Source organism: Streptomyces muensis (assembly GCF_021474425.1).
In the GTDB taxonomy this organism is placed as follows: Bacteria; Actinomycetota; Actinomycetes; order Streptomycetales; family Streptomycetaceae; genus Streptomyces; species Streptomyces muensis.
Window position 1 is genome coordinate 1 of record NZ_JAKEIP010000205.1, and the last position, 15,303, is coordinate 15,303.

18 protein-coding genes are annotated in these 15,303 nt (G+C 71.0%); 11 read left to right on the plus strand and 7 right to left on the minus strand.

The annotated features are described in order from the left end of the window. Positions 1–110 precede the first annotated feature (110 nt). The 4 genes from L0P92_RS32900 to L0P92_RS32915 form a co-directional block, all read right to left on the minus strand. A complete protein-coding gene (locus tag L0P92_RS32900) occupies positions 111–1,325 on the minus strand; it encodes a helix-turn-helix domain-containing protein (RefSeq protein ID WP_234766717.1) in 1,215 nt (404 codons plus the stop codon). Between the two features lie 421 nt (positions 1,326–1,746). Further along, a complete protein-coding gene (locus tag L0P92_RS32905) occupies positions 1,747–2,241 on the minus strand; it encodes a helix-turn-helix domain-containing protein (protein ID WP_234766718.1) in 495 nt (164 codons plus the stop codon). A gap of 234 nt (positions 2,242–2,475) precedes the next feature. Further along, positions 2,476–2,961: a DUF3017 domain-containing protein gene (locus tag L0P92_RS32910; protein ID WP_234766719.1), complete on the minus strand. Its 486-nt coding sequence runs from the start codon at positions 2,959–2,961 to the stop codon at positions 2,476–2,478. After that, positions 2,951–3,805 carry a bifunctional methylenetetrahydrofolate dehydrogenase/methenyltetrahydrofolate cyclohydrolase gene (locus L0P92_RS32915; RefSeq protein WP_234766720.1) on the minus strand — a complete coding sequence of 285 codons (855 nt, stop codon included), beginning with the start codon at positions 3,803–3,805 and terminating at the stop codon, positions 2,951–2,953. Before L0P92_RS32915 ends, L0P92_RS32910 begins: the two co-directional genes overlap by 11 nt. 275 nt (positions 3,806–4,080) lie before the next feature. Between L0P92_RS32915 and L0P92_RS32920 the strand changes: the two genes are divergently transcribed. The 6 genes from L0P92_RS32920 to L0P92_RS32945 all read left to right on the plus strand — a co-directional run bounded on the left by L0P92_RS32920 (position 4,081) and on the right by L0P92_RS32945 (position 10,209). Then, positions 4,081–4,689 carry a hypothetical protein gene (locus tag L0P92_RS32920; protein ID WP_234766721.1) on the plus strand — a complete coding sequence of 203 codons (609 nt, stop codon included), beginning with the start codon at positions 4,081–4,083 and terminating at the stop codon, positions 4,687–4,689. 165 nt (positions 4,690–4,854) lie between these two features. Next, positions 4,855–5,628 (plus strand): FHA domain-containing protein, encoded by a 774-nt coding sequence (locus tag L0P92_RS32925; RefSeq protein ID WP_234766722.1) that lies wholly within the window; start codon positions 4,855–4,857, stop codon positions 5,626–5,628. Continuing rightward, positions 5,625–7,235 (plus strand): protein kinase domain-containing protein, encoded by a 1,611-nt coding sequence (locus L0P92_RS32930; protein ID WP_234766723.1) that lies wholly within the window; start codon positions 5,625–5,627, stop codon positions 7,233–7,235. The genes L0P92_RS32925 and L0P92_RS32930 overlap by 4 nt, the downstream gene beginning before the upstream one ends. Before the next feature lie 200 nt (positions 7,236–7,435). Beyond that, positions 7,436–8,176, plus strand: coding sequence for an FHA domain-containing protein (locus tag L0P92_RS32935; RefSeq protein WP_234766724.1), 741 nt, complete (start codon positions 7,436–7,438; stop codon positions 8,174–8,176). Beyond that, entirely contained in the window at positions 8,173–9,522 is a 1,350-nt protein-coding gene (locus L0P92_RS32940; RefSeq protein ID WP_234766725.1) for a serine/threonine-protein kinase, read from the plus strand. Before L0P92_RS32935 ends, L0P92_RS32940 begins: the two co-directional genes overlap by 4 nt. A 93-nt stretch (positions 9,523–9,615) precedes the next feature. After that, positions 9,616–10,209, plus strand: coding sequence for an ALF repeat-containing protein (locus tag L0P92_RS32945; RefSeq protein ID WP_234766726.1), 594 nt, complete (start codon positions 9,616–9,618; stop codon positions 10,207–10,209). Here L0P92_RS32945 and L0P92_RS32950 read toward each other — a convergent pair whose 3' ends face one another. The 3 genes from L0P92_RS32950 to L0P92_RS32960 all read right to left on the minus strand — a co-directional run bounded on the left by L0P92_RS32950 (position 10,210) and on the right by L0P92_RS32960 (position 11,760). Continuing rightward, positions 10,210–10,626, minus strand: coding sequence for a hypothetical protein (locus tag L0P92_RS32950; protein WP_234766727.1), 417 nt, complete (start codon positions 10,624–10,626; stop codon positions 10,210–10,212). A 101-nt stretch (positions 10,627–10,727) separates the two neighbouring features. Continuing rightward, on the minus strand, positions 10,728–10,928 hold the full coding sequence (locus tag L0P92_RS32955) for a DUF397 domain-containing protein (protein ID WP_234766729.1): 201 nt from the start codon (positions 10,926–10,928) through the stop codon (positions 10,728–10,730). Continuing rightward, positions 10,906–11,760 (minus strand): helix-turn-helix domain-containing protein, encoded by an 855-nt coding sequence (locus L0P92_RS32960; RefSeq protein ID WP_234766730.1) that lies wholly within the window; start codon positions 11,758–11,760, stop codon positions 10,906–10,908. Before L0P92_RS32960 ends, L0P92_RS32955 begins: the two co-directional genes overlap by 23 nt. A 116-nt stretch (positions 11,761–11,876) precedes the next feature. Here L0P92_RS32960 and L0P92_RS32965 point away from each other — a divergent pair, with 116 nt between their 5' ends. The 5 genes from L0P92_RS32965 to L0P92_RS32985 all read left to right on the plus strand — a co-directional run. Continuing rightward, positions 11,877–12,083, plus strand: a complete 207-nt coding sequence (locus L0P92_RS32965; protein ID WP_234766735.1) for a hypothetical protein — start codon at positions 11,877–11,879, stop codon at positions 12,081–12,083. Next, positions 12,080–12,445, plus strand: coding sequence for an ATP-binding protein (locus L0P92_RS32970; protein WP_234766731.1), 366 nt, complete (start codon positions 12,080–12,082; stop codon positions 12,443–12,445). The genes L0P92_RS32965 and L0P92_RS32970 overlap by 4 nt, the downstream gene beginning before the upstream one ends. Positions 12,446–12,717: 272 nt before the next feature. Continuing rightward, on the plus strand, positions 12,718–13,152 hold the full coding sequence (locus L0P92_RS32975; RefSeq protein ID WP_234766732.1) for a peptidoglycan-binding domain-containing protein: 435 nt from the start codon (positions 12,718–12,720) through the stop codon (positions 13,150–13,152). A gap of 50 nt (positions 13,153–13,202) precedes the next feature. After that, positions 13,203–13,649, plus strand: coding sequence for a hypothetical protein (locus L0P92_RS32980; RefSeq protein WP_234766733.1), 447 nt, complete (start codon positions 13,203–13,205; stop codon positions 13,647–13,649). A 114-nt stretch (positions 13,650–13,763) separates the two neighbouring features. Then, positions 13,764–15,303, plus strand: a 1,540-nt coding sequence (locus L0P92_RS32985; protein WP_234766734.1) for a serine/threonine-protein kinase, incomplete at its 3' end; no start/stop codon positions are given.

A 15,303-nucleotide genomic window follows, 5' to 3' on the forward strand; every position in this document is an offset into this window, starting at 1 on the left:
CCTACGGGCCTCGTCCTCAAACGCCGGACGGGCTGAAAGACCTCAAGGGGCGCGGGGAACTGCGCGATCAGCCCCCACGCACCCGCACCCGACGAACAACCCGTTCGGCGTTACTGCGTGCACCCCTCCTGCCCAGCGGCCAGCGTCACGCAGGCCTTCGCCTCGCCCGCGTCCTTCACGGCCACCATCGGGGTGTACGCGATCGTGTCCCCGGCAACGCTGATCGTGCCGGTCTGCTTCGTCTTGCCGACCGTCACCACCACCTCGTCCCCCTGCCCGGCCTGCGTGACCCGCCCCCACGCCGCACCGCACGTCTCGCTGTAGCGCACCTCGACCACGGACGTACCGACGGTCGCGGTCTTGGCGGTGGTCACGAGGTCACCGCTGCACCCCATGGCCTCCGCGTCCTTCCCCGTACAGGAGTCACCGCTGCACTTCACACCGGCCGGCAGATCGGGATCCGTCGTGGCGGACGGCGAGGGCGACTGCACCGCGTCCTCGTTCTTCTTGCCCCCACCGTCGGTGAGGAAGAAGACCGCGGCGATCACGACCAGCACTCCGACGACCCCCGCGAGGAACATCGTCAGCCGCCGCTTGCCGTTCCCCCCACCGGAGGAGCCCGGTCCGGGCACAGGCCCCTGCGGAGGCTCGCCGTACGGATGACCGGGCAGGTCCGGTGAACCCGGCGCACCCGACGGACGACCAGCACCGGCACCCGCACCCGTCGGCGCCGGCCCCCGGTACCCCGCAAGACCCCACGAGTTGGCCCCGGACGAGCTACCGTCGCGTACCGGAGCGTCCCGTACCGGTGAATCCCGTACCGCAGAGTCCCGCGCCTCCGGCGCCGTCGGCTGGGCCGGCACCGGTGGCACGGTCGGGGCCACGCCCGCCGGCCCCGCCACCCCGGGCGTCGCCGTCGCGCTCCCGCCCTTGCGCGCGGCCTTGGCCGCCTTCGTACCGCTCTTGGCGTTGGCCGGCGGCGCGCCGAACTCGCTCAGGGCCGCGCGGGCCTGCGAGATCCGGATCGCCTCCATGGTCATGTCGTGGCGCATCTCCGAACGGCTCCACGCCCGTTCGGCGAGCTCCCACATCGTCGTCAGATGAACGGGATTGGTACCCGTGACCTCCGCGAGCGCCACGATCGCACCCTTGGGCGCGAGCAGCCGCCCGTTCAGGTACCGCTCCCAGGACGTCTTGCTGTAACCCGTCCGGTCGGCCAGCGCCGCGATGCTCAGACCGCTGCGGTCCACGAGCCGCCGCAGCTGGCTCGCGAACTCCCTGACCTGCGGATCGAGTTCATCCGGCAAGGCCCTCCAACGAGGCATTGCTTCCCCCCTCTTCCCCCCGGTTCGTGCTGGTGTTTCTCGCGTTCCCCCGCGCGTGACGCCCTCTGCCGAGTCCCCGTTCTGGCTACCCACAGGGATGCGCCCGACAAGGATCTCAGTTCCCGGGGTGGGGGCGCACGGGAGCATCCGGACCGTGGCCATGCACCGTTGCACGCCCATCGGACCGCGTCCAGTGTTCCACCGGCCTCCCTCCCCGGCCGACACAACCCTGGCAGTAAGCCCTTACAGAACAAGTGGGACGCCCCGGACGTCCCGATCGACCACGCTAGCCCGCTTACCGAACGACTTCCTTGCAAATCCGCGAACTTGTCAACACATCGACACACAGAACGCACATAAAAGGACTCTCAGGTAACACCTGCCATATTCGGGCTACTTGGACACTTCACTCCCGTCGCGCTCAACCCAGCACAACGGCCCCGATCACCGCCGCCAGCACCAGCGCCACGGCGAGCCCCACGGCGACGACCAGCAGCCGCCCCGTGGCCGGCCCGGACCTGCTGGGCGGCGCGTCCCACCACGGCAGCGTGGGATCGTCCTCGTACTCCTCGCCAACGCCCTCGCCGCCGCCGCCCTCGACGGCCCCCTCCCGCTCCACCGGCACCGGCACGGTCACCGGCTTCGGCCAGGCCCGCACCGCCAGTTCCCACCGCACCCCGAAGCGCTCCGCCTCGTCATTGCCGACGTCCGCGACCCGGCACAGCGCGACGACCGCCTGCCGGGGCGGGGGCTGGGTGGCGTTGAGGTAGCGCTGCCAGGACGACTTGCTGTACGCGGTACGCGCGCCCAGCGCGACCAGGCTCAGGCCCGTACGGTCCTTGAGCTGCCGCAACTGCTCCACGAAATGCCGCACCTCCGGCGGCAGATCGTCGGGCAGCGGCTGCCAGGCACCCATCGCTCACCTCCGAACCAGATCCGTTCGGGTGACGACACGGGACGGCGCATTGGTTCCCGGACCGCCCCGGACCGGCCCGGACGTAGCGGAACGGTCACTTCCGTGCCACAGCGCGCTGACAGCCGTTGAACAGCCTCTTCGCCGTGCCCGAGGGTGGACGCGAAACGGCGGTCCGTCCTTCCTCGGGGGAGAGGACGGGCCGCCGTCACACACAGGGTCCAAGGCCCCCGGGCGTCAGCTGTCCACCGTGAAGTGCAGCGCGTCCTTCAGGAACGGGACCTTCAGCAGCGGATCCGGCTGCGCCATCAGCGCCAGCAGCACGATCACCAGGCCCAGCACGCCGTACGTCACGATGTCCGTGAAGCGGGAGCGTACGGCGAGCATGCCGACGCTCGGCAGGAACCAGCGCAGCACCGCACCGGCCAGCAGCGCGCTGCCGATCACCAGCGTGCCGGCCCGGAACACGTCGAGCGCGGTGATCAGCAGGCCCACGCCGACCAGGCCCAGGACCAGCAGCACCGGCCACTGCCGGGCGGGCGCCGGGGCGTCACCCGGCGCGGCGCGGCCGCCGCCCTCGGGGCGTGCCGTGTCCTTGGTGAACAGCGGGAAGCGTCGGGTGGTGCGCCGGGGCACGCCCTCCGTGTCCGGGGCGCTCACCGGGTCCCGGACCTCGATCTCCTCGATCCCCTCCGCCTTGCCGGAGCCCGCCTCAGCCGGCACTGCGCTCCGCCGCCTCGACCACGTTGACCAGCAGCTGCGCCCGGGTCATCGGGCCCACGCCGCCGGGGTTGGGGGAGATGAAGCCGGCCACCTCGGCGACGCCGGGGTGGACGTCGCCCACGATCTTGCCGTCGGCGCCCCGCGAGACACCGACGTCGAGGACGGCGGCGCCGGGCTTGACGTCCTCGGGGCGGACCAGGTGGGCGGAGCCCGCCGCGGCGACGATGATGTCGGCGCGCCGCAGGTGCGCGGCCAGGTCGCGGGTCCCGGTGTGGCACTGGGTCACCGTCGCGTTCTCGCTGCGCCGGGTCAGCAGCAGCGGCATCGGACGGCCGATGGTCACTCCGCGGCCGACGACCACGACCTCGGCGCCCTTGATCTCCACGCCGTAGCGACGCAGGAGCGTGAGGACGCCGTTGGGGGTGCAGGGCAGCGGGGCCGGCTCGTTGAGCACGAGACGGCCCAGGTTCATCGGGTGCAGGCCGTCGGCGTCCTTGTCCGGGTCCATCAGCTCCAGGATCCGGTTCTCGTCGATGCCCTTGGGCAGCGGCAGCTGGACGATGTAACCGGTGCAGGCGGGATCCTCGTTCAGCTCCCGCACCACCGCCTCGATCTCCTCCTGGGTCGCCGTGGCGGGCAGTTCGCGCTGGATGGAGGCGATGCCGACCTGGGCGCAGTCGCGGTGCTTGCCGGCGACGTACTTCTGGCTGCCGGGGTCGTCCCCGACCAGGATGGTGCCGAGGCCGGGCGTGACGCCTTTCTCCTTCAGCGCCGCCACGCGGGCGGTCAGATCGGACTTGATCGCGGCTGCGGTGGCCTTGCCATCGAGAATCTGGGCGGTCATGCCCCCCATCCTCGCGGATGACGCCCTCCCGGTTCCAATCCGGGTCTCCCTTCACCTGCGTCGCCGCATCTCCTCCCGTATCCACTCATGATCAGTGATGTTGCACTTGCACAACACATAGGGAATGCGGCTGGACAAGTGAGAGGGGGCTGAAGAACGATGTGACGCTGGTGCCGCGGGCAGTACCGGGGGGACGAACCGCATCCGTAGAACTTCCTCCGAGCCGTGCCACGCGTCGTCCCCGCACTGGACATAAATGGAGGAAGGACCGCCCGATGAGTTTCGGCGACCCGAACAACCCCTACGGCCCGCCCCAGGGCCAGCAGCCCGGCTACCCGCAGCAGCAGCCCCCTGCCCAGCAGGGCTACGGCTACCCGCAGGGCGCGCCCCAGCAGCAGCCCGGTTACGGCTACCCGCAGGCCCCGCCGGTCCAGCAGCCCTACGGTGCCGGCGCCCCCATGACGGCGATGCCCGGCTCGGTGGGCGCGGCCCGCGTGATGCTGTGGGTCATCGTCGGCCTCCAGGCCATCGGCGTGGTGCTGATGGCTCTCGGCGCGGCCGCGGCGAAGGACCTCCAGGACAGCGCGACGGCCCAGGAGAGCTCCGCCCTCCAGGACGCGTTGGGCGACTCGGCCGGCGTGCTGTGGGGCTACGCGGCCTTCGGCGTCGCGTGGGCGATCTTCGCCGTCGTGCTGGCCACGAAGTTCAAGTCGGGCGGCAACGGCGCGCGCGTCACGATCCTGGTCTTCGCCATCATCACCGCCGTCCTCGGCATCTACCCGTTCGTCCTCGTCGGCCTGGCCCACACGGTGCTGGCCATCCTGGTCGCCGTGTTCGTCGGCAACGCCAACGGCAAGGCGTGGTTCAACCGCCCGCGTTACTGAGCGCTTCACCGAACGATTCACCGAACGCACCGAACATTCACGCGGGACTGAAGAGTTCGCGCCATTTAACCGCCGGGGCCGTGTCTCACTCGTACGAGGGGGACACGGCCCCGCCGCGTCCCCCTAATCTGACGTGGGTAGCCGTCAGGCACGGGGAGACGCACCTTGTACAGCATCATCGTGGTACCTCCGCCGACCACGGAGGACGAGACCGACCGCGCCCAGCTCCGGCTGGCACCCGGCGAACGGCTCGGCTTCGGCCGTTCCGCCGGCGACAACGACCTGACCATCGCGCACGACGGGGTGTCCCGCAGAGCGGGCGAGATCACCGCGCAGGGCGCCTTCTGGATACTGAGCAACCTCAGCCGGGAACAGACGTACGTCGTGGAGAACCCGGAAGGGGCGGGCGAGCACATCAAGGTGGGGCCGGGGCGGCTGGACGCGCCGGTTCCCTTCGAGTTCTCGCGGATCGTGCTGCCCGCGGCCGGTGACCTGCTGGCCATCGAGGTGTGGGCGCCGCGCCACGACTACCTCAGCTCCGACGGCGGCCTGGACGGCGCGACCACCGCGCCCGCCTTCTCCGTCGACCGCACCAAGCGCTACTTCGCGGTCCTGGCCGCGCTGTGCGAGCCCCGGCTGCGCGGCGAGCCGCACGCCGCGCTGCCCACGGTCGACCAGGTCGTGGACCGGCTGCGCCCGCACTGGCCGGCCGCCTCCCGTACGTCCGTGCAGTGGAACATCGACTACCTCGCCGTGAAGCTGCGGCTCAAGCCCGGCCCGGACACCGCGGACACCGGTCCCCGGCTCAACGGCAAGAAGGAGTCGCTGGTCTCGCTCGCGCTGCGGTTCGACCTGGTGCGCGAGGACGACCTCGTCGTGCTGAGAGAGCCGCTGCGGGAGCCGTCGTCGGCCTCGGCTTCCGGTCGGCCGGCGCGGTGACCGAGCCGTACGCCGTGCCGGTGCCCAAGGGGTACCGGGTGGGCGCGTGGGAGGTGCGGGAGCCGATCGCCACAGGGGCGTTCGGGAGCGTGTACGAGGGCAGGCGCGTCGCCTCCGACGAGGAGCGGCCGGACCTGCCGAAGTCGGCGGCCCTGAAGTTCCTGCCCACCGGCACCGGCACCCCGCGCCAGCTCACCCATCTGCGCGAGATCGTCGAGCGCGAGGTCGAGTTGTACCGCCGGCTGAAGCAGCCGCGGCTGATCCGGATGTACGACACCCTCACCGTCGACGACCCGGCGAGCCCCACCCTCGACGGCGCCACCCTCCTCGTACTGGAGAAGGCCGAGGGCTCCCTGTCGGCGCTGCTCGCGGCGCAGCCCCGCCCCGACGGCGGGCCCGTGCTGCTCGCGCAGATCTGCGAGGGGCTGACACAGCTGCATCACGCGGGGTGGGTGCACGGGGATCTGAAGCCGGCCAACGTGCTGCTGATGGCGGACGGTTCGGCCCGGCTCGCGGACTTCAACATGGCGGCGGAGCTGGAGGGCACGCACGCGTACACGCCCGCCTTCTCGACGCCCGACTACACGCCGCCCGAGCTGCTGTGGTCGGAGATCGGCGAACGGGGCCGCCGGATCCGTCCGTCGGCGGACGTGTGGGCGTTCGGGGTGCTGGCCCATCTGGTCCTCACCGGCTCCTTCCCGCTGCCCGGCGCCACCCCGACGGCCCGTCGCGACGCGGCCGCCGCCTACGCCCGCGGCACCGACGAACTGCGGCTGTCGCCCGAACTCCCGGACGTCTGGCGGGAGATCGTGCGGGACTGCCTGGCCCGGACGCATGCCGACCGGATCCCCGCGAAGGACCTGCTGCGCCGGGTCGAGGCGGCGGCGGGCACCGGCCGTTCGCCCCGGCTGCCCCGCAGACTGCTGCCGCGCCGCCGGTCCCGTCGTACCGGGATCCTGGCCACGGCGCTCGCCGTCGTCGCCGCCTCCGTACTCGGCTACGGCGTCAGCAGGTGGGCGGACGCGGGTGGTTCGGGCGGGGAGAGCGAGAAGGTGACGCCCGCGAGCTACGGCGCCGACGAACTGCGTACGGACAAGGGCATCCCGGCGGCGTACCGCCGGCTGATCGTCGACTCCGCTCACGACTGTGTCCAGCCGGAGGTCACGCCCGCGCTGATCGCCGCGCTGCTGAAGGCGGAGAGCGACTTCGACCCGGATCTCGCCGATCCCGACAAGGACGAGTACGGCATCGCCCGCTGGACACCGGGCGTGCTGCGCTGGTGGATCCGGGACGACGGTGTGCCCGCGAAGGAGACGCCCCGACCGCCCATCACACCCTCCGAGTCCATTCCCGCCGTGGGCCGCTATCTCTGCTTCATCGAGCCCCGGCTGCGCGACAACCTCTCGGGCGACCGCCGGGTGCTGCTGGCCACCGCGTACCGGACCTCGTACAAGAAGGTGAACGACGCGGGCGGTGTTCCCCCGAACACCAGCTCCTACGCCACCCGCGTCGCCCACTTCCTCAAGGAGTACACGCCGCAGGACCGCGACTACACCGCCCGTGTCGCTCACTACCTCGAGGAGTACACCCCGCCGCGGAAGGCGTGACCCTGAGAGTTCTCAGGTACCGCGCGCGGCCGGCCGGCGTCATCGTGGTTCGCATCGCGCGTCGCGGCCTCCGGCTCCCTCGGGGGAGGGCCGGACACCGCGACGCGCCATGCTGTCCCAATCCTTCGCTCCCGCAATCAGGTCTCCCTTACCCTTTTCCCGTTGAACGTTGAACTGGGGATCTTGAGGGGGACAGGTCCATGTACAGCGTCATCGTCGTGCCGCCGGACTGCGGCAGTGTGGACGAGCAGATACGGATCGCCACCGGTGAGCGCCTCGCGTTCGGCAGGACCGCGCCGAACGGCGGACTGACCATCGCGCACGAGGGGGTGCCCCGGGTCGCCGGGGAGATCACCGCCCACCGGTCCTTCTGGCTGCTGAGCAACCTCAGCGAGCACCAGACCTATGTGGTGGAGAACCCCGAGGGCGCCGGAGAACACCTCAAGATCGCGCCGGGCCGTCTCGAGGCGCCCGTGCCGTTCGAGTTCGCGCGGGTGGTCCTGCCCGCCGCGGGCGACCTGCTCACCTTCGACGTCTGGGCCCCGCGCCACGCCTTCCGCAGCGCCGACCGCCAGGGCCTGCCCGGCCCCGTCACGGCCCCGGCGTTCGCCCTGGACCGCACCAGCAGGTACTTCGCGGTGCTGGCCGCCCTGTGCGAGCCCCGGCTGCGCGGCGAGCCGCACGCCTCGCTGCCGGCCGTGGAGCAGCTGGTGGAGCGGTTGCGGGGCGTCTGGCCGACGGTCAGCCGGTCCGCCGTGTACTGGAACATCGACTACCTCGCGCTCAAGCTGCGGCTGCGCCCCGGCCCCGACACCGCCACGCCCGGCCAGCGCGTCAACGGCAAGAAGGAGTCCCTGGTCTCCCTCGCGCTCCGCTTCGACCTGGTCCGCGAGGACGACCTGACCGTGCTGTCGGCCCCCGTCGCCGAGGCGCTGCGGTGACCGGCCGGTCCTACGCCGTCCCCGTCCCGAAGGGCTACTGGGTCGGCCCCTGGGAGGTGCGCGAGCCCCTCGCGTCCGGCGCCTTCGCCACGGTGTACGCGGCACGGCTCGCCGAGGAAGGGGACCCCGAGCTGCCCGCCCGGGCCGCCCTGAAGTTCCTGCCCACCGGCACCCGCACGCCCCGCCAGCTGCGGCATCTGCGGGAACTGGCCGAGCGCGAGGTCGAGTTGCTCGGCCGGCTGCGCGCGCCCCGCCTGATCCGCATGTACGACACCCTGACCGTCGACGACCCCGGCCACCCGGAGCTGGACGGCGCCACCGTGCTGGTCCTGGAACTGGCCGAGGGCTCCCTGGACGCCGTACTGAAGCACGACCCGACGCCCGAGTCGGCTCCGGCGCTGCTGGCCCAGATCTGCGAGGGCCTGCACCAGCTGCATCACGCCGGCTGGGTGCACGGTGACCTGAAACCGGCCAACGTGCTGCTGCTGAAGGGCGGTTCGGTACGGCTGGCCGACTTCAACATGGCCGCCGAACTGGAGGGCACGCACGCCTACGCCCCCGCCTTCGCCACGCCCGACTACACCCCGCCCGAGCTGCTGTGGCCCGAGATCGACGAACGCGGCACCCGCATCCGGCCCACCGCCGACATCTGGGCCTTCGGCGTCCTCGCGCATGTCGCCCTGACCGGTTCCTTCCCGCTGCCGGGCGGCAGTACGGAGGCCCGCACGGACGCGGCCACGCGGTACGCGCGCGGCACCGAGGAGCTGCGTCTGTCGCCCGGACTCCCGGACGCCTGGCGGGAGATCGTCCAGGACTGTCTGGCCCCCACGCACGCGGCCCGCGTCGCCCGCGTCCCCGACACCGAAGCCCTGTTGCGCCGCGTCGAAGCGGCCGCGGGCTCCTCCCCCTCCGCCCGCCTGCCGAGGCTGCGGCCCCGCCGGTGGCGCCGCCCGGTGCTGATCGCGGCCCTCGCGGCCACGGCGGTGCTGGGCGCGACGGCGGTGCCGTACGCGCTCCGCGACGAGACCCCTGTCGCCGCGACACCGGCCTCCTGCGAGAAGCCCGCGGTGTACGAGGACGAGAAGCACGGCCGTGCCTACACCGCCGGCTGGAACAGAACCTGGGACTTCACGCTCAAACAGGGCGAAAGCGGCAGCCAGGTCCACGAGGCCCAGTGCCTGCTCCGGTACCTGCATGGCATCACCGAGGTCGGCGAAGCGGACGGGATCTTCGGTCCGCTGACGCACAAGGCGGTGGTGACCTTCCAGAAGCGGGCAGGGCTGGACGCGGACGGGGTGGTGGGGCCGCGGACGTGGAGCGCGCTGCGCAAGGCCGACGAAGCCTGACCGGATCGAAGACTGCCGGGTCCCGGCAGTGAACTCCCGTACCACATAAGGGAACATGTGTTTCACCGGTAACCCTGGAAGAAAGGCTTACACGTGAGACCGACCCGTGCTGCCCTGGCCCTCGTGGCGACCGCCCTCACCCCGGCGCTTGTGCTGGCCACCCCGGCCGTCGCCGCGACCTCGGCGACGACCGTGGCGACCGCGTCCGACGTGGCCGGATCCGGCGTCGACGACATGTCCGACGACGACGTCCGCGTCGCGATCATGCGCATCATCGCCGACCCGGACACCGGCAGGGCCGTCTACGCCGCCGCGCAGAAGGCCATGGACGGCACCATCGAGGACCAGCGGTACTTCCTGGAGACCGGCCGCTGGATCGCCCAGGCCGAGGACGACCGCGTCGCCATCGCCCGCATCCTCGCCACCGCCGACCCCAAGACCGACCGCGCGGTCATCAGGGAGGCCAACGAAGCCCTCGACACCAACACCCCTGAGGCCCTGCGCGCCTTCCTGGAGACCGGCTACCGCCTCGCCGTCGCCGAGGACGACCGCGTCCGCGTCGCCCGCATCCTCGCCGACCCGACGATCAGCGACGCGTTGCGCTCGGCCGCGGAGGATGTGATCGACGGGACGCCGGAGGAGCTGCGGTACTTCATCGAGGTGGGGCAGTACGAGGTGGACGGCTAGTCAGTGGGCCCTGTAGCCCGTCGACGCGGCCGTGCTGCTGAACTCGAACCGGAACTTGGTGCCGTCCAGCACGTCGCTGGCGATGACCTTCCACTGGTTCGCGGTGGTGGTCTTGTAGCTGCTCTGGCAGTAGTTGAGACCGCCGCCGCTGGCGTAGAAGCAGACCCGCACCGTGCGGCTGGTGCCGGTCTTGATGTTGATGTCGGCGCAGTTGTCCGTCGTGATGTAGAGGTAGTTCTCCGGCAGGAAGCGAGTGCCCGCCGGCTTGTTGTACGTCCAGTCCTGGTAACAGGCCTGGGCGGTCACGTCCCCCTGCGTGGTGGCCGCGCCGGCGGTCACGGCCGTACCTCCGACCAGTCCGGCACCTGCGAGTGCACTGGTCATGGCCGCGGCGACGAACCTCTTGCGGATGCTCATGGGAAACCCCCGTTGTCGATGCCAGGTGGGCTCCCACGATGACGGCCGAGGGCGTTACGAGGTACCTGAAACTATTCAGGTACCTCCCGCTCCCGCCGGCCTCAGAGCGACTCGACGAAGAGGGCCCAGGCGCGGGTGGGGAACACCAGCGCGGGGCCCTCCGGGGTTTTGGAGTCGCGGACGGGGACGACGGCGCCGGGGAGGTTGTCGGCGACTTCGACGCACTCGCCGCCTTCCTGGTTGCTGTAGCTGCTCTTGCGCCAAGCGGCAGAGACCGGGTCAATCCCCTTGCTGAGCTTCATCTCTATAGGTCCTCACTGCATCTTCCAGCAACGCCAGGGACGCCTCTGGTGGCAGCGCGACGGCCCTGAGCAGATCGTACTTACGACGGTACGCCTGCACTTCGGCCGGATAGTCGACGATCTTTCCGTTGTGATCGCCCTCGGTGTACACCAGCGGCGGGGCGTCGGCGAAGGTCATGAACTTGGCCATGCCGTGGGCGAGCGGGTGCCAGGGGGTCGTTTCCGGAACGATCTGAAGAACACCCCGCGCGGACCGGATGACGTCGAGGATGTGCTCCACCTGCTCGGCCATCACTGCCGGAGGAAGCGGCGTTCTCCGGATGACCGACTCCCGCAGGATCCCCCAATAGGTGGGCCGATCCTCGCGTTTCCACAACTCCGCACGCGCCAAGCGGGCACTGACACGCTTCTCAGCCACCTCCGGTGACGCTTCCGGGTCCTGATACTGAATCTGCCCCCGAAAGTACGCTCCGGTCTGGAGAAGCCCGGGGACGACGTTGGGTGCCCACTCCTCCAGTGTCAGCGCTGTCTTCTCCATGTCCGTGACGTCCGCGGAGTACCACGCGTGCCCCGCCCGCCGCGCCTTCGCCGCGTCTTCGCACCGGCGTTGGAAGAACCCGTCGGTCCCCAGCCGCTCGTCCGCATGTCGGGCGAAGTCCATCGGCATTCCCCGCTCGCCACGCTCGATCTGGCTCAGGAACGAGATCCCCCGGAAGCTCCCCTCCACCAACTGCTCCAGCGTCAGCCCTGCTTGCTCTCGCTTCCAGCGCAACTCGGCGCCGTAGAAGCAGGGAACGCTCATCGACGCGTCCGGGTCCTTCTTCGCGGGCACAACCCACCACCGCCGTTTCTCACTTGCTCATGCACACCCGAAACCCCTTTCACGGTACGCAACTCGACGCCAGCCTGTGAGTGATTCATCACAGAACGCACATGGAGGCGTCCCCCATGCACCCCCACCACGAGACCGACACCTGCGTCGAAGACCTCCGCACCGCGCTGGAGGCGAACGGCATCACGCTGCCCTCGCTCGGCGTCGACCTGCCGACCTTCGCCGGCACACTCCCCCCGCGCCCCCTCATCGCACTCGGCAACTGCAACCAGGCCACCGCCCGCGCGCTGATCGGTGCCCTGCGCAAGGCGGCGGCCCGGTGAGACCCCTCGTGCTCAACCTGCTCGCGCTCCCCAAGGCCGTACCCGAGGTGCGTCACGCCGTACGCGAGCACCTGGGCTCACCCTGTCCCGAAGTCCAGCTCTGTGTGAGCGAGTTACTGACGAACGTGATCGCCCACGTGGGCGAGGCCACCCCGGTGACCGTCCGCCTGTTCCTCACCCCGGACGGCCGTACCCGCCTGGAGGTCACCGACCCCGACCCGCACGCCTGGCTCATCGCGCGCCGTCCCGGCGAGGACGACGAGACCGGGCGCGGTCTCCTGCTGCTCGACGCGGTGACCCGGCGCTGGGGCGTGTGGCTGACACCGGCCGGCAAGACGGTGTGGTGCGAGCTGCACGCATGACGAACGGGGGAGCCTTACGGGTTGAGGGTGTGGACGTTGGCAGTGCTGCAGTCGCAGTCCTTGTGCTGCGAGGCCAGCGCAATCGCCGCTGTTCCTCTTGGTGGTGGTCACGTGGTCGCTGATCTTGGCGGTGTACGTACGGGTGTCACCGCCGCGGCATCAGCCTGGAGAGCACCCGTCTCGCGCGGTACCTGGAACTTTGCAGGTTCCCCCGCCGACCCGCTCTGTTCACCATGGCCTGGACCACAACCCGAAGGTCGAAAGAGGAGCCCGTGAAGGAGTCCCGCATGCTGCGCGCCAAGGCGGGTGTGGCGGCCGGCGCGATGCTGCTGGCCGGTCTCGGCGTGGCCGGTACCGCCGGCCAGGCCAACGCCGCCACCTACTGGTGCAACAAGACGCTCGGCCGTTTCATCAACGGCGGAAACGGCCACGAGCTGGCCAACATCCCCGCCTACGGCAGCACCGACAACTGCATCACCGCGCGAGGGGCCTCCGGCCCCCACGTGGAGGCGATCCAGAAGTCGCTTCGCCACTGCCACAAGCGGACCCGAGTGGAGGTCGACGGCCACTTCGGACGGATCACCGAGGAAGAGCTGGAGATCGTGCAGGCCCGTCTGGACCTCGAGAACGACGGCGTCTACGGCCCCAACACCCGCGACAAGCTGAAGTGGCAGAGCACCACCGGCCACTGCGACACCCTTCCGTAACGGAGAGAGACATGACGCTGATCCACACCCGACGGGCGAGACTGAGCGCCATGATCGCAGCCGTGGTCACCGGGGCGCTCGCCGCCGGCGCGGCACCCGCCTCCGCCAACGCATCCGACGGCTACGTCTCCGGCGCCTACGAGTTCCAGGACGACTTCGGCGACGAAGGCACGCTGACCACCAGCTCGTACGCGCACACCAACGCCACGGCGCTCTGGCAGTGGGTCCTGTGGGCCGAGGGCGCCGAGAAGAGCAACGGCGACCCGTTTCTCCGCGCCGACATCGACGGCAAGGTCGGCACCGAGACCTTCGGCGCGGTCGACAAGAACATCGAGTACGTGTCGACCGACTACGACAGCGGCGCGTACCGGACGAAGCTGCGCTACAAGGGCGACGCGAACTCCTTCTTCCTGTACCGAAGCTCGACCGGTGTCTACCGGATCCACATCCCGAACGTCGGCTGGAAACCAGCGTCCTACACATACGCCAGCTGCTGAGGCTGCCGAGGTCTCGACGGCGTGCACTCCAGGCACCGTGGAACGATAGTCTCTCGACCGTCAACTGACGTGACAAAAGGGCACGTTGCGCCAGGCAAACCCGTCGGGGGACCCATGACAGACCAGCCACCCGGGTCGCCGTACACACCGGTGTACGGCGACACCGCGCTGCCGCAGGCGGGCGCCACCCCGCTGCGCCCCGCCGACCCCGGCCGCATCGGCCCCTACCTGCCCCTCGGCCTCCTCGGCAGCGGCGGCATGGGCCGCGTCTACCTCGCCCGCCCCGCCGACGGCACTCCCGGCCTCGCCGCCGTGAAGGTGATCCGTCCCGAGTACGCCGAGGACCCCCGCTTCCGCCGACGGTTCGAGCGGGAGGCGTCCCTGCACGCCCGGGTGCGTTCGGCGCAGGCGCCGCAGCTGCTCGGTACCGGGTTCGACGACTCGCTGCTGTGGATGGCGACGCAGTACGTGCCCGGCCTCAACCTGGCCGACGCCGTCCGCGAGTGCGGCACCCTCGAATGCCAGGGGGTGTGGCGGCTGGTCGGCGATCTCGGACAGGCCCTGTCGGCGCTGGCCGTCGCCGGAGTCGTACACCGCGATCTCAAGCCGTCCAACGTGATCCTGTCCCAACAGGGCGCGCACGTCATCGACTTCGGCATCGCGCAGGCCGCCGACAGCAGTGCGATCACCTCCACCGGCAGCCGGGTCGGTACGCCCGCCTTCATGGCGCCCGAGTATCTGCGCGAGGGCCGCTGCGACACCGCCTCCGACGTCTTCTCGCTCGCCGGGAGCCTGATCTACGCGGCCACCGGGCACGCCCCGTTCGGCGACGGGACGGGCGTCGACGTGATGCACCGGGTCGCGTTCGAGGAGCCCAAGGCCGACGTCATGGCCGGACTCGCGGCACGGGACGCCGAGCTGGCCGCGCTGCTGTCGGCCTGTCTCTCCAAGGACCCCGCCGGCCGTCCCACCCCGGGCCGGCTGACGGAGGCCGCCACGGCCGCCGGTCAGGGCCGCGTCCCCTCCTGGCACGAGCCGCTGGCCGGCCGGCTGCTGGCCCGACGGCAGGCCTGCGACGTACTCGAACGGGTGCCCGTACAGCAGCTCGTGCAGGACCAGCAGGGCGGTGCGCACGAGACCGTCCAGTTGGGTACGCGTATGGGTGCGGGTGCGGGTACTGGTGCGGGGCAGTCGGCCTTGCCGACTCCCGGCTCCACGCGGGCGTCCACGCTCGGCGACGGCGACGGCGGTGGACGGAAGCGGCGGAAGACGTACCTCGCCGTCGCGGCCGGCCTCGCCGTGTGCGCCCTCGCCGCGGGCGCCTTCTTCCTCACCCGCCCGGCCCCCGACAACACGGCCCCGGCCGCGGCGACGGCCGCCGAGAGCACCGCCGCCGACGCCTCGTCCTCCCCCTCCCCCACCACCTCGCCCTCCTCCGACAAGGACAAGGGGAAGGGCGACGGGAAGGGAAGCGGGAAGGACACCGGCTCGACGGCCGAGGAGTCCGCGGACCCGGACGCGTCCACCGGCGGTACGGACGGCGGGACGCAGGCCACTCCCACCGACGAGACCTCCGCCCCGTCCGACGGCGGCGGCAGCGGCGGAGGGGGCGGCAACACCCCGACGCCCACCCCCACCAAGACCGCCACCACAC